The sequence below is a fragment of the Erythrobacter sp. JB1-7 genome (genome assembly GCF_057365015.1).
Genome location: NZ_CP200291.1, coordinates 321,408 through 340,564 on the forward strand (window position 1 = coordinate 321,408; position 19,157 = coordinate 340,564).

16 protein-coding genes are annotated in these 19,157 nt (G+C 57.0%); 3 read left to right on the forward strand and 13 right to left on the reverse strand.

Annotated features, from left to right (window positions below; all coding sequences use genetic code 11):
- The first annotated feature begins 59 nt into the window (after positions 1-59).
- The gene (locus tag AC0V6W_RS01580) at positions 60-971 is read left to right on the forward strand and encodes a 50S ribosomal protein L11 methyltransferase (protein ID WP_486146491.1); all 912 of its coding nucleotides are present in this window, start codon (positions 60-62) and stop codon (positions 969-971) included.
- The gene (locus AC0V6W_RS01585; protein ID WP_486146493.1) at positions 964-1,650 is read left to right on the forward strand and encodes a TIGR02117 family protein; all 687 of its coding nucleotides are present in this window, start codon (positions 964-966) and stop codon (positions 1,648-1,650) included. The genes AC0V6W_RS01580 and AC0V6W_RS01585 overlap by 8 nt, the downstream gene beginning before the upstream one ends.
- On the opposite strand, the gene AC0V6W_RS01590 is transcribed toward AC0V6W_RS01585, so the two are convergent.
- From AC0V6W_RS01590 to recN, 5 genes are read right to left on the reverse strand one after another with little or no spacing between them, the layout of a single operon-like run.
- A complete protein-coding gene (locus AC0V6W_RS01590; RefSeq protein WP_486146495.1) occupies positions 1,647-2,141 on the reverse strand; it encodes a CinA family protein in 495 nt (164 codons plus the stop codon). The genes AC0V6W_RS01585 and AC0V6W_RS01590 overlap by 4 nt on opposite strands.
- Positions 2,134-3,324: a sterol desaturase family protein gene (locus AC0V6W_RS01595; protein WP_486146497.1), complete on the reverse strand. Its 1,191-nt coding sequence runs from the start codon at positions 3,322-3,324 to the stop codon at positions 2,134-2,136. Before AC0V6W_RS01595 ends, AC0V6W_RS01590 begins: the two co-directional genes overlap by 8 nt.
- On the reverse strand, positions 3,321-5,444 hold the full coding sequence (ligA, locus tag AC0V6W_RS01600) for an NAD-dependent DNA ligase LigA (RefSeq protein ID WP_486146499.1): 2,124 nt from the start codon (positions 5,442-5,444) through the stop codon (positions 3,321-3,323). Before ligA ends, AC0V6W_RS01595 begins: the two co-directional genes overlap by 4 nt.
- On the reverse strand, positions 5,441-5,899 hold the full coding sequence (locus AC0V6W_RS01605; protein ID WP_486146501.1) for a hypothetical protein: 459 nt from the start codon (positions 5,897-5,899) through the stop codon (positions 5,441-5,443). Before AC0V6W_RS01605 ends, ligA begins: the two co-directional genes overlap by 4 nt.
- Positions 5,899-7,566: a DNA repair protein RecN gene (recN, locus tag AC0V6W_RS01610; protein WP_486146503.1), complete on the reverse strand. Its 1,668-nt coding sequence runs from the start codon at positions 7,564-7,566 to the stop codon at positions 5,899-5,901. Before recN ends, AC0V6W_RS01605 begins: the two co-directional genes overlap by 1 nt.
- A gap of 148 nt (positions 7,567-7,714) precedes the next feature.
- Between recN and AC0V6W_RS01615 the strand changes: the two genes are divergently transcribed.
- On the forward strand, positions 7,715-8,152 hold the full coding sequence (locus tag AC0V6W_RS01615) for a DUF1499 domain-containing protein (RefSeq protein WP_486146505.1): 438 nt from the start codon (positions 7,715-7,717) through the stop codon (positions 8,150-8,152).
- 4 nt (positions 8,153-8,156) lie between these two features.
- On the opposite strand, the gene AC0V6W_RS01620 is transcribed toward AC0V6W_RS01615, so the two are convergent.
- The 8 genes from AC0V6W_RS01620 to AC0V6W_RS01655 form a co-directional block, all read right to left on the reverse strand.
- Positions 8,157-8,951 (reverse strand): outer membrane protein assembly factor BamD, encoded by a 795-nt coding sequence (locus AC0V6W_RS01620; RefSeq protein WP_486146507.1) that lies wholly within the window; start codon positions 8,949-8,951, stop codon positions 8,157-8,159.
- Between the two features lie 403 nt (positions 8,952-9,354).
- Positions 9,355-10,251 (reverse strand): HNH endonuclease, encoded by an 897-nt coding sequence (locus AC0V6W_RS01625; protein ID WP_486146509.1) that lies wholly within the window; start codon positions 10,249-10,251, stop codon positions 9,355-9,357.
- Between the two features lie 12 nt (positions 10,252-10,263).
- Entirely contained in the window at positions 10,264-11,280 is a 1,017-nt protein-coding gene (locus AC0V6W_RS01630) for a hypothetical protein (protein ID WP_486146511.1), read from the reverse strand.
- Positions 11,252-11,911, reverse strand: coding sequence for a 3'-5' exonuclease (locus AC0V6W_RS01635; protein WP_486146513.1), 660 nt, complete (start codon positions 11,909-11,911; stop codon positions 11,252-11,254). Before AC0V6W_RS01635 ends, AC0V6W_RS01630 begins: the two co-directional genes overlap by 29 nt.
- 32 nt (positions 11,912-11,943) lie before the next feature.
- Positions 11,944-13,761, reverse strand: coding sequence for a translation elongation factor 4 (lepA, locus tag AC0V6W_RS01640; protein ID WP_486146515.1), 1,818 nt, complete (start codon positions 13,759-13,761; stop codon positions 11,944-11,946).
- Positions 13,762-13,871: 110 nt separating this feature from the next.
- Positions 13,872-15,569, reverse strand: coding sequence for a putative bifunctional diguanylate cyclase/phosphodiesterase (locus AC0V6W_RS01645; RefSeq protein ID WP_486146517.1), 1,698 nt, complete (start codon positions 15,567-15,569; stop codon positions 13,872-13,874).
- Complete coding sequence (locus AC0V6W_RS01650) at positions 15,499-16,110, reverse strand: PAS domain-containing protein (protein ID WP_486146519.1); 612 nt, start codon at positions 16,108-16,110, stop codon at positions 15,499-15,501. Before AC0V6W_RS01650 ends, AC0V6W_RS01645 begins: the two co-directional genes overlap by 71 nt.
- Positions 16,111-16,303: 193 nt before the next feature.
- Positions 16,304-19,075, reverse strand: coding sequence for an EAL domain-containing protein (locus AC0V6W_RS01655; protein ID WP_486146521.1), 2,772 nt, complete (start codon positions 19,073-19,075; stop codon positions 16,304-16,306).
- Positions 19,076-19,157 lie beyond the last annotated feature (82 nt).

Here is a 19,157-nt window from a genome sequence, read left to right on the forward strand (position 1 = left end):
CCCCGCTTCTGCGAAAATGGGCTGGTCCCTTCCAAGCGAATGGCGGTAAAGAACCACTGATGAAACAAACCTACCTTCTCACCGCATACGCACCCAAACGCGTGGTTCAGGCCGCTCTTTTGGCGCATGACGAGCTGGAGGAATGGGATTTTGAACTGACGATCACGGGCCGCGAAATTGCAGAGGAGCGACCCGATGACTGGGTGCTAGAGGCGTATTATCCGCGCAAGCCTGCCGCCGCGCAAAAGCAGGCGATCGCAGCTCTGTTCGCTGGCAAAGCGCCACGGATCGGCGTGGAAAAGCTTGAAGAAGAAGACTGGCTCACCTTAAGCCAGCACGGCGCGCCGCCGATCAGCGCGGGGTCGTTTTACGTCCACACTCCCAATTATCCCCCTGCTGCAGAAGCGATCAATTTCACCATTCCGGCAGCGCAGGCCTTTGGCACAGGACAGCACGAAACAACCGCGGGGTGTCTGGAAATGCTGGAGGCGGTTAAACGCTCTGGCCTTCCCGCGCGCCGGATCGCCGATATTGGAACGGGCACCGGGCTGCTTGCCTTTGCCGCAATGCATTTGTGGCCCCGCGCGCGCGTCACCGCTTCCGATATCGATCCCATTTGCGCTGATGTGGTGCATGAGAACAGCGCGCTTAACGACATCGCGATAGGCAGCGCCCCCGGTGCGCTCACCATGGTGATTGCCGATGGGATGCATGATCCGCTGCTCTCGCTGCGCGGGCCTTATGATTTGCTCATTGCCAATATCCTTGCAGGGCCCCTGGTGGATCTCGCCCCTGATTTCGCCGCCAGCATCGCGCCCAAGGGCAGCTTGGTGCTCGCAGGTCTGCTGGCAGGCGAACAGGAGACCAAAGTGCGGCGCGCCTATCGCAAAGCAGGCTTTCGCACCGCGGCCCGCTTAGAGCGCGGCGATTGGGCGATCCTGTGGCTAAAACGCAGGATTGTGCATGGCTGAACAGGCTTTGCGAGCGCTCGGGATAAAGGCGGCAAAACGTATAGCCGCCGTATTGATCGCTTTACCCCTCCTGTTTGCTCTGAGCGCATGGATCGGATCTTCTGTCCCGCGCAATGGAGATTGGGAGCAGCCGGCAACAGGCATCGAGATCATGATCGGCACCAATGGCATCCACACCGAAATCGCCATGCCGCTCGTTACGCCTGAACACGATTGGCGCACCGCTTTCCCGGTGAGCGATATTGCCGATCCCCATCGCGAATACACCCATGTAGCCGTCAGCTGGGGCGAGCGTGCATTCTTCCTCGAAACCCCCAGTTGGAGCGATCTGAGCCCAGAAGTCGCCGTCAACGCTTTAAGCGGCGGCGATGGCGTTCTGCATGTCGCGCATTATGTCCGCCCTGCGCCTGATGCTGATTACCGCGTGCTGCGCGTGCGCCCTGCAGAATACCGCAAGCTGGCAGCGCAGATCACCGCGCAGATGAAACCGGCAAACAAGCAAAAAACCTATGCCGGATATGACGGTCACGATGTGTTTTACGAAGCGAAAGGCACCTATCACCTTGGCAATACATGCAACCAGTGGACCAGCGATCAATTGGCCAAGGCTGGCATTGCGACTGGGTGGTGGTCGCCATTATCGGGGGGAGTGATGAAATGGGTGCCTGAGGCGGACTAGGCAGGCGAAAGCCGCGCCTCAAGCAGGCCCAGCGCATTGCGGGTAAAGCTCTCCATATTGGCAATGCGATCATCGCTGCCGGTTTCGAGTTTTTGCGTGAATTCTTTGCCATTCGGCCCAGCCAAAGCCGCAACACTCGTGCCCGCCGCAGCCCCTGTGGGGTGCGATGATCCGCCAACAGAACCGCTTTCCGCCAGCCCCCATTCCGCGCCGAAATTGTCCCGGATCGCGCGCGCTTGGAGAAGCGCATATTCCTCACTCGCCCCGCGCATGCCCTTGTAAGCTTCACGCGGCAAATCAAACAGAACATCGCGCGCCCGCAGCGAATAGACCACGCCCCCGCCCACAAAAAAATCAAGCGCACCAGGCACCGTGAGAAGGCTCGCCGCAATCAGCCCCCCGGTTGCGCCATCTGCTATGGCGACTTTCTCCCCGCGCGTCCGGAGCAGGTTCGCGATACGCGAGGCTTGGCCATTAGTTTGCTCAAGCATCTTCGCAGTCCTTCTGCGCCCGTCGCCAAGGATAGATCAGCTGGCTGAAATAGGACCGCGGAACATTTTCCGGAATTCCATAATCTTGCGGCCAATGTCCTTTCGGGAGGTAAAACGTGCCGAACATTTTATCAATCCAGGGAAAATGGATCGCGAAGTTCTTGTCAAACGCCTCATCTTCGAGCGCATGATGCCAATGATGATAACGCGGTGTCGCGATCCAATGGCCCAGCCTGTCAAAGTTGCCGCGAACATTGGCGTGAAGCAATGATGACCAGACGAAAATGAAACCCAGGTAAGCCTGCATCACCGCTGGACTAAATCCCAGCGTGAACAGTGGCAAACTGGTCACCATTCGTAGCAGGATTACTTCGAGTAAATGCATGCGCGATGCAGCAAGCCAGTCCAACGATTTGGCACTGTGATGAATCGCATGAAAGCCCCACAAAAACGGCACTTTATGAAACAGACGATGATACCAATATTGCGCAAAATCAGATGCAATTAGTACGACCGCAAATTGCACTAGCCACGGCAGCTGAGCGACCCACAAACGAAATGCATCCCATGAATTCGAGTTGGCGTTGATTATGTTAGAGGGCGCAAGGGTTAGAAAACCGAGGATTTGCACAAACATTGTGCTGACGAGAAAGTAGAACAAATCCTCACGCCATTCGTGGCGAAACAATCGCTGTTTTCTGTCACGGGGAAACAGACGTTCTAAAGGTGCGAACATGAATCCCGTCACCAGCAAGTTTATGATGAAGAAATCTAACCCGAAAAACACGCCCCAGCTTTGAGTCTCGTCGGGCTGGACATTGGCTCCTCCTAGCAAAGCAGCAGCTATGCCTATTACCAGAGCACTGGCGCCCAGAACTTTTTGCGGTCGCAGAATCAGGCTTAGCAGCGCAAGAGAATAGCTAGCCAACAACACCGCGTGCACAACAGTCCGAAAGCCAGCCCATTCTTTGACGATGTCCAGTTCTGGCGTTGCGAACCATTCTGGAAATCGCAGCGCAATCACCAGCCCAAGTCCGGCAATCGAAAACAGGAACGCGAAAAATCCAGCTAGCCAGCCACTGCCAAAACGCCGGACTTGTTTTGGCGATTCAAGGTCGTGCACAAGTTTCGCGAAGTAAGCGGCTAATCCCCTCTTCAGCCGCAATTCAATCCGGCGGCTCATCCCGCCGCTTTCACAATATCGGCCCAGCCTGCCTCGTCGATTGTTTCAATGCCAAGCTCTGCCGCTTTCTTCAGCTTTGCCCCCGCGCCCGGCCCCGCGACCAGCAGATCGGTTTTGGCGCTCACGCTGCCCGCTGCTTTTGCTCCCAAACGTTCGGCTTGCGCTTTGGCTTCATCGCGGCTCATGGTTTGAAGCTTTCCGGTGAAGACCACCGTTTTGCCTGCGACGGGCGAGTCCAGCGTTTCCACTTCATAGCGCGGGGGAGAGACCTCGCTCAGCAAGTCTTCCCAAACGCTGGCATTGTGCGGTTCGTGGAAGAAATCGCCAAGAGCTGTGACCACGCTGGGGCCGATGCCGTCGATATTGGTAAGCTCTGACAAAGCATCCTCGCCGCCTGCACAGGCCTGCTCAGCCAATATGCGAAGGGCAGGCAATTCATGGACATGCTTCATCAAATCGCGCCCAGTCACTTCGCCCACATGCCTGATGCCAAGGCCAAACAGCAGGCGCGCCGCATCGGGTTCGCGCTTTTCTTCCACAGCCGCAAGCAGGTTATCGACAGACTTGTCCTGCCACCCGTCAAGCGCGAGAATATCCTCGCGCCGCGTTCTCAGACGGTAGATATCCGCAGGGCTTTCGAGCCACCCTAAATCAAAGAATTGCGCAATCGTCTTGGTCCCGAACCCTTCGATGTCGAGCGCTTTGCGGCTGACGAAATGCTCCAGCCGCTGCGTGCGCTGGGCCGGACAGATCAGTCCGCCGGTGCAGCGCACATCCACTTCGCCTTCTTCCGCCACAGCCTCGCTGCCGCATTCGGGGCAAGCATCGGGAAAGGCGTATGCTTCGCGCGGCTCATCCCGCGTCAAATTCTCGACCACTTGCGGGATCACATCGCCTGCGCGCTGAACCACCACGCGGTCTCCCGGGCGCACGCCCAGCCGTTCAATCTCATCGCGATTGTGCAGCGTCACATTGGTAACCGTCACCCCGCCGACAAGCACGGGAGAAAGCCTGCCGACAGGGGTAAGCTTGCCCGTGCGCCCGACCTGAATGTCGATGGCTTCCAAAGTGGTTTGCGCGCGTTCAGCCGGAAATTTGTGCGCAATAGCCCAGCGCGGCGCTTTCCCAACCGAGCCAAGCCGCGCCTGCCAATCGAGCCGGTCGACCTTGTACACCACGCCATCAATCTCGTAATCAAGATCAGGCCGCGCAGCCGAGATCGCCTCGTAATGCTCGATCAGCGCTTCGACAGTTTCCATGCGGGTAAACAGGGGAGAGATTGGAAATCCCCACCGGCGCAATTGATCGACCACTTGCGCCTGCGTCTCCCCCGGAACCATAGATGCAGCGCCCCAGCCGTGCGCCCAGAACTTAAGACTTCTTTTTTTCGTAATTTCCGGATTCTTTTGACGAAGTGATCCAGCGGCAGCATTTCTCGGGTTGGCAAACAATCTGATTTTTGCACGCGCCGCTTTGGTTATTGAGGCCTTTTCACCCTCTACGGCCGAAGATGCCTCAGCGATATCATGAAGACGCTGATTTAGAGCCTTGAAATCAGCTTTTGCCATATACACCTCACCGCGCACTTCGAAGATATCGGGCACACCGGCGGGGAGCGATTGCGGGATATCGGCGATATGCGCCACATTGGGCGTCACATCCTCACCCACCTGCCCATCCCCGCGCGTGGCGGCGCGCACAAGCTTGCCTGCTTCATAGCGCAGCGAACACGAAAGCCCGTCAATCTTGTCCTCAGCCGTAAACGCCATAGGCGCATCCTCAGCAAGCGAGAGGAACCGCTTGAGCCGCGCGGCCCATTCGGCCACGTCGCCTGGGTTGAAGGCATTGTCGAGGCTCATCATTCGAACCTCATGGGTCACTTTGCTCAAAGGCGATGCCGCGATGGCGTGCCCCACTTTGCGCGACGGGCTGTCATCGCGGATCAAATGCGGAAACGCTTCTTCCAGCTCACGATTGCGGCGAGTGAGCGCATCATATTCTTGATCGGTGATCTCAGGATTATCCTGCGCATGATAAAGTTTGTCATGCCGCGCAATCTGGCGGGCCAGACGCATCAGTTCATTGGCAGCTTCGGCTTCGGATAAAGAACCCGCCTTCATTCCGCCCCGCCGACTTCGCTTTCCGTGCCCTCAGGCAATTCTAGCGGCACACCTGCATCTGCCGCCTCATCGCCTGCGTCGCTCCCGTCTGTATCAAAGCGGATTTGCAAGTCCTCAAACCCGCTAAAAATCTCTTCAACGCGCGCTTTGGCTTCTTCATCGGTCATATCTCCGGTTTCCACCTGCTGCGAAATGTCCTGCAGTTCGGACAGTTTCTCACGCAAGCCAGCGCTCGCATTGCGTTCAAACGATCCATCGGCGATAGCGCTGGCAATCCCCGCGCCGGCCAGGATCGGTGCCAGCAATCCCAGGCCGAAAGACACGAAGAACAGCCGTTTAAAGCTCATCTCCGTGAGCAAGCCCAAGACAATCATCACAGCAAACGCAGCCAAAGTCGTCAGGCCAATTGCCGCCAAAGGCAGCAATGCCGCCAGCGAAGCCAGTATAATTTCCATCAAACGCCCTCCAACAGCCTGTCCGCTTGCGCACGCGCCTCGGGTGTTACCTCAGCGCCTGACAGCATGCGGGCAATCTCTTCTTGCCTCCCGCTGCTATCGAGCTCAACAACGCCCGTCTTGGTGACTGTGCCGCTGGACGATTTGGCGATGAGGTAATGCTGCCCTCCGCGCGCGGCCACCTGGGGACTGTGAGTCACGGCTAGCAATTGCCCTTCTTGCGCTGCAAGCCGCTCCAGCCGCTCACCAATCGCAGAGGCCACCGCCCCGCCTACGCCGCGGTCAATTTCATCAAAGATAATGGTCGCTGCTCCGCCTTTTTCCGCCAGCGCCACTTTAAGCGCGAGGATGAAGCGCGACAATTCACCCCCCGATGCGATTTTGCCAAGCGGCGCGTGATCCGCGCCGGGATTGGTCGAGATCAGAAATTCGACCGCATCGGCGCCGCTTACGCCCCATTTGTCCTGCTCTAGCGGCGCAATCGCGGTGAGGAAGCGCGCAGCATCCAATTTTAACGGAGCCAGTTCCGCCGCCACCGCTTTATCGAGCAATTTGGCGCCCTTCACCCTTGCCTTGTGCGCTTTGCTCGCTGCCGTCTCATAAGACGCGCGCGCTTTTTCAGCGGCCGCTTCGAGTGTTTTCAGATTAGCACCGCCGCTTTCGATCGCATCCAGTTTTCCGCGCATTTCGGCCATTAGATCGGGCAGCGCGTCCACTTCGCAGCGATGTTTGCGGGCCTGCGCGCGCAGTTCAAACAGGCGTGTTTCCGCATCATCCAGCGCTGCGGGATCAAAATGGAGCGCGCTTGCGGCATCCTGAAGCTTATCTTCTGCCTCGCCCGCTTCGATCACAGCGCGATCAAGCGCAGCCAATGCCTCGGCAAGCAATGGGTGTTCTTCGGCAATGCGATCAAGCTTGCGCGCAGCCACCCGCAAGGTTGCCAGCGGCGCGTCTGAACCCTGCCACAAATGGCGCAGTTCTTCGAGATCGCCAGAGAGCCGTTCGCCCTTTTGCATATCCGCGCGCGCGCCGGCTAGCTCCAGTTCCTCTCCCACTTGCGGGTCAAGCGTTTCGAGTTCAGCCAGATGCGCTCGCAGCAATTCCTCATCCTCGCGCGCCTTTTCGATTTGACGGCGCGCCTCTGACAATTGCGCCTCGGCTTTGGCCCATGCCGCCCAGTTTGCAGACAGTCCTTCAAGATCAGTACCGGCATACCGATCCAGCAGCACCCGGTGACCGCGCGGGTTCACAAGCCCGCGATCATCGTGCTGGCCGTGCAGTTCGACCAGAGCAGGCGCGATATCGCGCAGAGTGCGCGCGCTGGTGGGTTGGTCGTTGATAAAGGCTTTTGACCCGCCATCGGCCTTGACCTGCCGGCGGATCAGCAAAGGCTCACCCGGCTCGCATTCAATCTCGGCCTCATCCAGAATTTCAGCGATCAGTTTCGGCAGACTGCCAAACTCGAAACTGGCCGTGACGGAGGCCTTGTCTTCACCTGCCCGCACCAGAGATGTCTCGGCCCGGTCGCCCAGGATCAGCCCCACGGCGTCAAGCAGGATGGATTTGCCTGCCCCCGTCTCCCCTGTAAGCACACCCAAACCGCGCGCAAAATCGAGATCAAGCGCTTCGATAAGGACGATGTTGCGGATGGAAAGCCGGGTGAGCATTGCAGCAATGGTATCTAACCACTTGTCTCCCCCGCGTCACGCATCTGCGCACAGTTTTCGCCAAGCGTGATTGACCAAGGTTCAGCAACGGAGCAGATTTGTGCTATCTGGCCTCCGCGAATATCCAGAATTACAGGCAAGGATGGCAATGCTTAAGACGGTTCTGATTGTAGCTGTGATCGTTGTAGCAATCGGCATAGGCGGCTTCATCTATCTGGGGCAAAGCTCCAAGAACGGATCAGTCCCCGGCCTCGTAAGCGGCACGCTTGCTCCCTGCCCTGACAAACCCAATTGCGTCTCCAGCGAGGCAGGGACAGCACCTGAGAAGGCAGTCGATCCCTTTGCACTTGACGCATGGGACCGGGTGCCCGGCGCTTTGAAAGCCATGGGCGCCGCCATCACCGTGCAGCAAGGCGATTACATCGCTGCCGAGTTCACCTCACCCACATTCGGGTTCGTCGATGATCTCGAACTGCGCAAATCCGGCCGAGGGGTCGAAGTGCGCTCCGCATCACGGGTCGGCTATTCCGATGCCGGGGCCAATGCCAAGCGCGTGGAAGCGCTCAGAGCCCAGCTCACCCCGTAACCGTTCAGATTGCCTCAACGCCCGCCGCGTGCTTCTCAACCAGTTTGTACGCTTTTTCGTACCATTCATCACCGGGATAGTTCGCCCCCAGAACAGCAGCGTATTTCTTCGCCTCATTCGGAATGCCAAGCGCCAGATTGCTCTCCGTCAGCCGGTACAAAGCCTCCGGCGTGTGACTGGTCGTCTCGAACTTCTCGATCACATTGCGGAACCGGATGGCAGAGGCCAGCCACTGGCCAGAGCGCTGGTAATGCCGTCCGATCTCCATCTCCTTACCCGCCAGATGGTCCGCCACCAGGTCCAGCTTCAGCCGCGCATCCGCCGCGTATTCCGTCTGCGGAAAGCGCCGGTTCACTTCGCGCAATGCCGTGCGCGCTTGTTCTGTGATCTTCTGATCGCGGTTAACATCCGAGATCTGCTCGTAATAGGACAGCGCAATCAGGTAGTACGCATAGGGCGCATCCTTGTTGCCCGGATGGATCGACAAGAACCGCTGCGCGTTCTGGATCGACTTGTTGTAGTCTCTCGCGATGTAGTAGCTGAACGCGCTCATCAGCTGCGCGCGCCGGGCCCAGGGCGAATAGGGATGCTGGCGTTCCACCTCATCAAACAGCGCCGCTGCGACCAGCGTGTTGCCCTTGTCCAGGCGCCGCTGAGCCTCGCCATAGAGCGATTCCACATCCCGCGCGACATAGGCCACGTCCTCATTCGCGGCCCCCCCACCGCATCCAGCAAGAGTGGCAATGGCGGCTCCTGTAAGAGCCATTTTGGCGATCGATGTGCGCGTAATCCGTGTCATGCCTTGCCTATAGCCAGCGCGCACGTGAACGCCAAGTGAAGTTGCACGCCCGATGCGCACTTGTCTGGGGATGACCGCAAGCGCCCAAACTCCCAATTACGCGGGTGGCTCGGTTCACCGCAGCTGAGCCACACATGGACCGCATGTTACACGGTCTTAGCGTAAAAATCAGATCGATCACAAAACCGGCTTTTGATCGAGTGAGGCGATTAAAGGGCGCAAGGTGAGCGGGCATACACGCAGGTTTAGACGCTATGCGCAGTGTAGGAAAATGCCGGAGCGCGGGAGTACAATCTCGCAGACAAGACAAAGCGACACGCCCCACCCCTCCCCCGCTCGCCCTGAGCTTGTCGAAGGGCTGCACTCAGTCCAATTTGTTCAGCGTCAGCGTAGTTCGGATTACTCAATCGGCAAAAGCGTGATGCTGCCGGTGCCAATCGAGAAAGGCCGGATGTGGACGATGCGCCGCCCTCTTTGGAGCGATAAGTCTGCGCGAGGAATTGATAATCTCCTCAATTCCAATTCTGTCATTCACCTTGCGGTGGATCAGAATGTCCAAATCATCGCTAAAACCGATGAGACCGCGATCAAACATCCAATGCACCGTTCCAGACAATGCGATGCCGTTTTGCACGCTGTCGGGCCCATTGTGCTCAACCGGCTTGATGTGAGCAGCCTCTGCTTCTGCGCGCCCACCACCGTTGATTAGTTTCCAACCTGTGACCGCACAGGTGCTGTCATATGCAGCCAAGACGGAACGACGAAACAGGCCATCGCGTTTTTTACGATTGGTCAGCGACTGGATGATGGGCCGCTCAAACTCGAAAGGAACCCGTTGCTCTTGAACAAGGTCCAGTTCGGCTTCGAGGTCCACGCGCGGCAAAATGTCGTCATCACCCGCGAGACCTGCTTCTACTATTCTGACGAAGTCAGCATCTGAAATAGGCCTCACGGCAGATTGCGCGCGGCCCGATATCTTCCCGCTTTCATTCAAAACACCGCGTTCGATTGGCCCATCAGGACCGCTGAAAGGAACCACTTGAGTGAAATCGACGTACGAGCCCAGCTCGATCAATGCGAGAAACATGTCCGCTTTTGTTGGGTCGGGAATCATCTTCTCTACTTTCGCGACAGCGAAGTAACCACGTGAATTCGGGACCTTGGTTGGCTCTAGGTAGACTATCCAATTGCCGACACTACGTTCGGCACGCGACAGGTATTGTTTTGGGAATTGATAGCGTTCTGCTGGACTGTCATCGTAGATAGAGTCTGAGCGGTGGATGAAAACGGTGAAAGTCATTGAGCAGCGTTTTCAGACGAGAATGCTTCGGTAGAGTCGATTGTCGAGGCCGGCATCGCCAGAAATCAACGCTAGAATGTGTGCAATTCTAGCACCGAATTCATGGGATTTTTGTCGCCATTCTTCCTCGTCTTTCTTCAGCGCCTTGATTGCTCTTTTCTTCTCCTGCACAAACTCTAAGAACTCGCCATAATCGTCGATGGCATACGCAGCGGTTTGATGGATCTCTGACCCGTTTGAAAGGTGAGCGAAATCACCCACATCGGTAAATTCCCCTAGTCTTTCAATTGGTGTAAAACCGATCATTCGGTCAACATCACTTGGCGTCACTGTTTCGTTGATGCGATGGATTGCCAATAGGTAGATAATTGCCGAGAAGCACGTGAGCATCCGAGAATATTTCAGTTTGAGGTTCTTCACCCTCCAGTCGCTACTATCGCCCCTGTAATACTCATAATTCACGCAAAACGTCCGCCACATGCGAAGTATATCGTTGACGAGAAAATATGGAACAAAATCAGATTCGTTCGAAGCGAAGTCGCGGAAGTACGCGTCGATACAGTCTCGCTTTAGTTCACTGTAGACCTCTCCTCCTAAGACAGAGCGACTCTCAAGAATCAAGAGCATTCGACCCGTAAAGGTATTCTTAAAGTCATCAGCGGGACTACCAGTCTCGTCGACAATATCGGAGTAAAGATGCGTCCTAAGAAATTTACCGCCAGCGTCAAAATCAGCCATGCCAGCATTTTCGACCGCCTGGATGAGTTCGCTCTTGAGTCTTATTTGTCGAACCTCTGTCATGAGCGGTGATCGGGGTTCATCACAGTCACCCTCTTTGGTGCGCGATACGATGAAAACATCTAAATCGCTTTCAGCTCCCGCCTCCAGCCGGCCATAAGAACCTGTCGAGTAAATCGTGCCGTCCTGACCAAGAACCTCGGCTGCACTCGATAAGTTCTCTTGCAAACGAGAAAGTCTCGTCTGCGACCCGGAACGTAATTCATCTAGGTAAGTATTCGCCATGCTCATGCTGTAATCGAAAAATGTTCGAAAACAACTCTGCTTGAGAAATTGCGTCATCAAGAGCGTTGTGTGTGTGCGGCGACTTCGACTGCAAGACGCTAGGTATGCGTTCCTTGCCGATAGTGTGAATTGTTCGACCTAAAGTCATCGCCATTGCTGTCTTGATATCAAAACACTTCGAAAAACCGAATGGTGAACCACCAGCTGCAAACTGAACAAAGTACCAGTACATCCAAGTCCAATCGAAACTGAGCGGATATGCGACAAAGACCGGCTCGCCCTTGCCTACGACGTTCTCGACCCAAGCCCCAGCAGCTGTCATGGCTGCAATAGGATCCTGCCCAGTTTCAATCAATTTGTTTCGGTCAAGGCCGTTTACCTGGAGCGCCTCAACCTCAAACTCGTGGTAAATCGGCCGAAGTTCAGTATAAAAATTGTGATTAAACTCTGGCGGCTCGTAGAATGTTCTCCCATCAAATGCCCCTGCGTAGACTAATGCGAATGAAAGCATCGAATACCGCCCCGGGATCGGCCCATCCGTTTCCACATCGACAGAAAAATACACGTCCATTTTCCGAGTAAAGGCTGGCGGAAAGCCTCTTACGGTTTGAAAGCTAGGATGGTCGGGAAGGTTCATAAACAAGCAGTAGCCTCATTTGCGAATGAGCGCTACTCCTCCCCCATCCGCAGCGCAGCAATAAACGCCTCCTGCGGAATGCTCACATTTCCGTATTCCCGCATCTTCGCCTTGCCCTTTTTCTGCTTTTCCAGCAGCTTTTTCTTGCGCGAAATGTCGCCGCCATAGCATTTGGCGGTCACATCCTTGCGCATCGCGGCGATGGTTTCTCGGGCGATGATTTTGCCGCCTATTGCCGCTTGGACAGGGATTTTGAAGAGGTGGCGCGGGATCAGGTCTTTTAGCCGTTCGCACATGCCGCGTCCGCGTTCTTCCGCGACGCCCGAGTGGACGATCAGCGACAAAGCATCGACGGGCTCGGCGTTGACGAGGATGTTCATTTTCACCAGATCGCCTTCGCGCAGGCCGATCTGTTCATAGTCAAAGCTGGCATAGCCGCGGCTGATGCTTTTCAGCCGGTCATAGAAATCGAACACGACCTCGTTCAAAGGCAGCTCGTATGTGACCTGCGCGCGCCCGCCGACATAAGTCAGATCGGTCTGGATGCCGCGGCGGTCCTGACACAGTTTGAGGATCGATCCGAGATAATCATCGGGGGTGTAGATGACCGCCTTGATCCATGGCTCCTCGATCATCTCGATCCGGTTGGTGTCGGGCCAATCGGCGGGGTTGTGGAGCATGATCTCCTTCGCCTCCTCCGTCTTCGATTTGCTGAGCTGCAAACGGTACACAACCGACGGCGCGGTGGTGATGAGATCAAGATCGTATTCGCGGCTAAGGCGTTCCTGAATGATCTCAAGGTGGAGGAGCCCCAGGAACCCGCAACGAAAACCGAAGCCAAGCGCGGCTGAGCTTTCCATCTCGAAGCTGAAGCTGGCATCGTTCAGGCGCAATTTGCCGATGCTTTCGCGCAGTTTTTCAAAATCTGCTGCATCCACCGGGAACATACCGCAGAACACAACGGGCTGGACTTCTTTATAGCCCGGCAAAGCCTCGCTCGCCCCGCCTTTTACCGTTGTGATGGTGTCGCCAACGCGGGCTTGTTCAACCTCTTTGATCTGCGCTGTGATAAAGCCAATTTCGCCCGGCCCAAGGTCATCAAGGTCCGTGCGCTTGGGCGTGAAGCAGCCGACCCGGTCAACAAGGTGCTGCGTGCCGCCCTGCATAAACCGGATGTTGAGCCCTTTTTTAAGCTCCCCTTCGATCACGCGCACCAGAATGACGACGCCGAGATAGGGATCGTACCACGAATCGACCAGAGAGGCCTTAAGCGGCTTGTCCCGCTCACCGGTAGGAGAGGGGATTTTGGCAATGACCGCTTCGAGCACGTCTTCAATGCCAATGCCCGATTTGGCAGAGGACAGGACGGCTTCGGATGCATCGAGGCCGATAACTTCCTCAATCTCTTCGCGCACGCGCTCGGGCTCTGCTGCAGGCAGGTCGATTTTGTTGATGACGGGGACGATTTCGTGGTCGTGCTCGATCGATTGGTAGACATTGGCGAGCGTCTGCGCCTCAACGCCTTGGGCAGCGTCCACCACAAGCAGCGCGCCCTCACATGCGGCAAGGCTGCGGGAAACCTCGTAAGCGAAATCGACATGGCCCGGCGTGTCCATCAGGTTGAGCTGATAGGTCTCGCCATCCTTCGCGGTGTAATTGAGGCGGACGGTTTGCGCTTTGATCGTGATGCCGCGCTCTTTTTCGATGTCCATATTGTCGAGCACTTGTTCGGACATCTCACGTTCGGTCAGGCCGCCCGTGTACTGGATCAGCCGATCAGCAAGCGTGGATTTGCCGTGGTCGATATGCGCGATAATCGAGAAATTGCGGATTTTGGAAAGGTCAGTCATATGCTTTGCGATCTAGCGATGGCGATTGCCAATGTCATTCGCGAATATTGCAAGACCCAAAACAGATGATCTGCATCAGGCCAGCGTCGGCTCGCCCCGAAGATACGGACCTAGGCCGCTTCTGTCTTCACCGCATTGGCATAGCCAAACTGAGGAACGCTGGCCGATGGGTCGAGCAATCCGCCTTCCATACCGGCATAATTGCCCTGCGACAGCGCCGCCAAGGGCGCTCCGGCAGAAGCCAGCGCATAGGGCGAGACGCGGTTGCGCGTGACAAGTCCGCCTGATCCATCATCGACAAGGCTTTGTTCAAATTCGAGGCCCTGCGTATCGCCGCTGGTGCGGATGACAGTGGCGACGGCCAATTGCCCGCCGCCCAGATCGACGACGAATTGCGTGCCTTTGGGCACGTCCATCAACCCTTCGATCAAAGCGCCGGTGCGCGACAGATTGCGCAATGTCACTTCGTAGGAGTGATCATCGTGGATGACCTGAATTTTGCGGAATACGGTGCGCCTGCGCGCGCGTTTCGTCCGGTCACCGCTGGGAGCGATTTTCCAGGTTTCGCCGATCAGTTCGCGCTCAACCGTTTTGGCGCTGACGGGGTCTGAATAGATCGGACCCTGCACAAATTTGACGCCGCATTCGACCAGCGCCTTGTTCAGCGCTTCGCTTTCGATGCCGTTTGCGATGGTGTCCATTTCCATCGCTCCTGCCAGCGCCACAATCGCGCGGATCAGGCCCAGCCCGTCATTGTCGGCATCGGATTTGAGGCCATCTTCGGCTTTGCGATCGGCTTCGGCGATCAGGCCTTCATCAATCTTGATATTGTCAAACGGTGCGCGGCGCAGATAAGCGAGCGAGGAATAGCCGCTGCCAAATTCGTCCAGCGTCAGCCGCACTCCCAGCTTGAACAGCGCGCCAAGCACCCGGTCAACCGCATTGGTGTCGCCAAAGAACACCGCTTCGCTAATCTCAAGCTCAAGCCGGGTGGCTGACAATTTCGCATCCGCCAGCGCATCGGCGACATTTTCGACAAAGTCCTGCGAATTGATGAGAGCAGGCGCTACATTGACCGAAACCCGCACGCTGTCGGGCCATTTGGTCGCGTTGCGGCACGCTTCCCTGATCGACCACAGGCCGACCTCGGTCGTCTGGCTCGATCCGTCGAGGATTTGTGCAAATTCTTCAGAAACAATCGGGCCGCGCTGCACATGGTTCCAGCCCACCTGAGCTTCCAAAGTGCGCACTTGCTGCGTCTTGGTGTCGACAATCGGCTGGTATTCGAGAAACAATTGCTCGTCGCGAACCGCTGCGCCCAGATCTTCTTCGAGACGGCGGCGGAACAATGCCTCGTTTTCCAGATCGCCTGAGAAGAAACGATACTGCCCTCGCCCGCCATTCTTGGCCGCATAGAGGGCCAGATCGGCAGATCGGACCACTTCATCGCAGGTCACGCCGTCATGCGGCGCAATCGCGATGCCAACAGAGGCCCCGATGACGCAGCGCCCTTCATCAAGCGAATAAGGCTGGCGCAGCATATCGATGATCTTCATCGCAATATCGCCCAGTTCGCCGCGATCATCGACGTCGGGGATCATCACCTGAAATTCATCACCGCCCAAGCGGCCAATTTCGCAATCACGCTCAATCGCGCGGCCCAGCCGGGTGGCGACCTGTTTAAGCAGCTCATCGCCAGCGGCATGGCCCAAAGTGTCATTAACCTGTTTGAACCGATCAAGGTCCATCATCATAATCGCACAATTGCGCTTGGCCGATTTGAACGCGGTCAGCGTTGTGTCGATCATGTGCGCCATGCGGTGACGATTGGCGAGACCTGTGAGCAGAATCGAACTTTGCCAGCCGAGCGGTTTCTTCTTCGCGGTGGAATTCTTCGGTTATGTCTGCGCCTGTTCCGCGAAAGCCAGCAAATTCACCGGACCGGTCAAAAACCGGCTGACCCGAAAGCCGCAGCACAGCGCCGTCAGGCTTTTTGACCGCGCGAAGGGCAAAGCCTGAAAACGCCTTGCGCGCACCCAGCATCAACGGGAGCGATTTTGTCCGCCCCTCGCGATTGGCAGGCTCGAATGTGCTCGCCATCGCTTGGCCCAGCAAATCGGAAAGCGGCACATCAATGCGTTCAGCAATCGCCGCGCTCAAATATGTCAGCTGACCAGACGCATCGCTGGCCCAGAACCAGCCAAGGCCGGAGCGTTCCAGTTCATCGAGCATGCTGAGTTTTTCGGTGTCAGACAATACGCTGGACGCATCAAAATCCTGCGCGGCCGCGCTGCTGCGCCCACCGCGTTTGTGGCTGCCAGATGACGAGCCATTCGATTTGGATGACAAGAAACCCTTAAAGGGCACCGGCAAACGTCCTTCTTCTGTGTGTCCGGCCCGGCACGGGCGCGAGGACAAAGGATATCTAAATCCGGTTGGTTATTATTGTGCTAACACCAAGACGCTGGCACGTCTTTGTTCACTAAAATTTACGCGCGCGTAAAACGCGCATATCGGGCGGCAGGCAGCCCTTGCGGGACCATCACCCGGATGCGGTGAGGCGGGCGCCCCTAAGGACTTCGAATGTCCCATCGGCGCGGCGGCTTAGCGGCAGAGTGAATTCCACTCCTGCACGGTCTTCAACCGACCAGCGCACCATGGCACGCGCGCTTGATTGAGCGCTGAATTCGATCTGCACCGTTGCGCCCTCGGGCAGGTTCCACAAGCCATCCAGCATCGCGCCGCCCGAAGACAGATTGCGCAAAGTGGCAGGCATGCGGTTGCCATTGTGGTTGATGAATATCCGCTTGAGCAGAACCTGACGCTGACCGCGCGCGGATTTGGGGCCTTCGGCTGCGGCAACGCCGGTCCCCTCAACCAGTGCGCTCGCTTCTTCCATGCCAACAGGCTTGTGATAGATATATCCCTGGACGTGGCTGCAGCCCAGTTTTCGGATCAATTCCAGCTCATCAAGCGTTTCAACGCCTTCGGCCGTTGTGTCCATGTTAAGCGCTTCGGCTAACGAGTTGATCGAGGCAATGATCGCGCCATTGCGGCTGCCCGGCTCGGTCGCACCGCGCACAAAGCTCTGGTCAATCTTGATCTTATCAAACGGCGCTTTCTTCAAATAGCCAAGCGAGGAATAGCCCGTGCCAAAATCATCAAGCGCCAATCGCACACCGACCCGTTTGAGCGCTTTGAACATGGCATCGGTGCCCGCGCTGTCGTTTAGAAACACGCTTTCGGTCAATTCAAGCTCAAGCCGCGAAGGCAATATCCCGCTATGCGCCAGCGCATTGGCGACGATTGTGGGCAGTTCTTTCTTTGAAAACTGCAGGGGCGACACATTGACCGCGCATTGAATATGCGAAGGCCAGCGCGCCAGATCCTCACACGCCGTGCGCAGCGCCCATTGACCCAGTTGATCGATGAGCCCTGCATCTTCTGCAACGGCGATAAATTTATCGGGTGAAAGCCAGCCGCGTCGTGGGTGCTCCCACCGCATAAGCGCCTCAAAACCCGTGATCTTTTCGGTCGATGTGTTGACGACGGGCTGGTAATACAGCTCCAGCTCGCCGCGCGTAATCGCCTCGCGCAGGTCTTGCTCCAGTTCCGCGCGTTCCTCGGCAGCGGAATGCAGGGTTTTGTCATAAAAATGATGCACCCCGCGCCCTGCATCCTTGGCCGCGTACAGCGCCAGATCGACATTGCGGATCAGCTCTTCGCTGGTGCTGCCATCGGCAGGGGCAAGCGCGATGCCCACCGATGCGCCGATGATCACGCCCTGCCCTTCAATTGTGTATGGCTGCGATAGCGAATTGATGATTTCACGCGCGAGAAAGCCCAGTTTATCCCGGCTTTGATTGCCGGGGATCAATACCTGAAATTCATCGCCGCCAAGCCTGCCGCAGCGCCCGATCCCATCAAGCACCCGCTCCAGCCGCTGCGCCACCTGTTTCAGCAAAGCATCGCCTGCGGGATGGCCCAGCGTATCATTGACCTGCTTGAACCGATCAAGATCCAGCATCAGCACCGTGCAGGCACGTTCGCGTTCCTGCGGGGCGGAGAGAATCTGATCGAGCAGATCGCTCATCTGCGCGCGGTTCACCAGTCCGGTCAGGCTGTCATAATGCGCCAGCCGGGTGACTTCCTGTTCATTGCTGCGTTTTTCGGTGAGGTCTGTGCCGTGCCCTCTGAACCCGCAAAAGTTTGAAAAGCTGTCATAAACAGGCCGGCCTGTCAGCGCCCAAAGCCTGTCTGTGCCAGCGGCGCGCAGTTCCAGTTCCTTGAATGCAGAACGGGCAGACAAGTGAAAGCCAAGACTGCGTTCCGCCGCCACGGCGCCGGGGGCTGCATCGACAATTTCGCTTAACGGGGTGCCGCGCAATTCATCAGGCGTGCGGCCCATTACAGCGGCTGCAGACGGGGAGATATAGCTGATAAGGCCGCGCCGGTCGGTTTCCCAGAACCAGCCGGGGCCGGTTTCCTCAAAACTGCGCAAAATGTCTTCAGCGCGCGCGGCGACCCGTTCGCGCGCATCAATGGCCACCCGCCGCTTTTCCGCAGCCTGCCATTCAAACCGCGCAACCAGGATTAGCGCAAGCGCGGCCCCGATCAATGCGGTGACCGTGAGAAAGGTATAACTCACAGAGGCAAACGCCGCCCACACGGCAAGCTTTGCGCAAAACAGCGAGACTATCCGCGTGCCGAACAAAGCCGCAGATGCCGCATTGATGCACACGACCGACCCGATCGCCCATTGCCAGGCAAGCCCGTATTGCACCCAGCTTGCAAAAACATATCCCGCACAAACCAGCGGGATTATCACCCCAGAAAATAGCAAAGCAAAGCGCGCCATTCGCGAAAGCCCCGCATTGCGCTCCATTCTTGCCAGACGTTCTCCGAAAGCAAACACACCCACAGACACAAGACCGGCAATAATCGGCAATCCCGTAGGAACCTTGGCCGTAACGCAAGCGGCGATCAGATAGGTAAGCGCTATAAACAGCGCCATCCCGCGAGGATTGCGCGGCAGGTAAAAATGGTGAGCGAGGCGTTCGATCCCGTCATCGAGGTCGTTTGCGTCCAAAGCCGCAGACAGATCGCGCACAGGACGGCGTCTGTCATCTGCTTTGCGGTGACCAAAATCGCGCTTTTTTGAGGACTTATTCTTGGTTTGAGACGGGTTGCCATGGGACCGGCGACCGGGCCGCGTTCCATCACCGCTCGCCACTATCTCCGCGTTATCCTTACGCGCAAGCACACGGCCGTCATCGGACGGCGCGCTGGCAGGATTAAGGGCGCGGTTAGTCATCCACGGTCAATGGCGCTTACCCATTTGAAAAACGGTTAACCCGGAGCACTAAATCAAGGATTTTTAATGGATGTCCGGCCAT

What these genes read in the sequence shown, in the direction of transcription:
- AC0V6W_RS01580 (WP_486146491.1), top strand. Translation starts at nt 60, where the DNA reads ATGAAACAAACCTACCTTCTCACCGCATACGCACCCAAACGCGTGGTT.
- AC0V6W_RS01585 (WP_486146493.1), top strand. Translation starts at nt 964, where the DNA reads ATGGCTGAACAGGCTTTGCGAGCGCTCGGGATAAAGGCGGCAAAACGT.
- AC0V6W_RS01590 (WP_486146495.1), bottom strand. Translation starts at nt 2,141, where the DNA reads ATGCTTGAGCAAACTAATGGCCAAGCCTCGCGTATCGCGAACCTGCTC.
- AC0V6W_RS01595 (WP_486146497.1), bottom strand. Translation starts at nt 3,324, where the DNA reads ATGAGCCGCCGGATTGAATTGCGGCTGAAGAGGGGATTAGCCGCTTAC.
- ligA (WP_486146499.1), bottom strand. Translation starts at nt 5,444, where the DNA reads ATGAAGGCGGGTTCTTTATCCGAAGCCGAAGCTGCCAATGAACTGATG.
- AC0V6W_RS01605 (WP_486146501.1), bottom strand. Translation starts at nt 5,899, where the DNA reads ATGGAAATTATACTGGCTTCGCTGGCGGCATTGCTGCCTTTGGCGGCA.
- recN (WP_486146503.1), bottom strand. Translation starts at nt 7,566, where the DNA reads ATGCTCACCCGGCTTTCCATCCGCAACATCGTCCTTATCGAAGCGCTT.
- AC0V6W_RS01615 (WP_486146505.1), top strand. Translation starts at nt 7,715, where the DNA reads ATGCTTAAGACGGTTCTGATTGTAGCTGTGATCGTTGTAGCAATCGGC.
- AC0V6W_RS01620 (WP_486146507.1), bottom strand. Translation starts at nt 8,951, where the DNA reads ATGACACGGATTACGCGCACATCGATCGCCAAAATGGCTCTTACAGGA.
- AC0V6W_RS01625 (WP_486146509.1), bottom strand. Translation starts at nt 10,251, where the DNA reads ATGACTTTCACCGTTTTCATCCACCGCTCAGACTCTATCTACGATGAC.
- AC0V6W_RS01630 (WP_486146511.1), bottom strand. Translation starts at nt 11,280, where the DNA reads ATGAGCATGGCGAATACTTACCTAGATGAATTACGTTCCGGGTCGCAG.
- AC0V6W_RS01635 (WP_486146513.1), bottom strand. Translation starts at nt 11,911, where the DNA reads ATGAACCTTCCCGACCATCCTAGCTTTCAAACCGTAAGAGGCTTTCCG.
- lepA (WP_486146515.1), bottom strand. Translation starts at nt 13,761, where the DNA reads ATGACTGACCTTTCCAAAATCCGCAATTTCTCGATTATCGCGCATATC.
- AC0V6W_RS01645 (WP_486146517.1), bottom strand. Translation starts at nt 15,569, where the DNA reads ATGATCGACACAACGCTGACCGCGTTCAAATCGGCCAAGCGCAATTGT.
- AC0V6W_RS01655 (WP_486146521.1), bottom strand. Translation starts at nt 19,075, where the DNA reads ATGACTAACCGCGCCCTTAATCCTGCCAGCGCGCCGTCCGATGACGGC.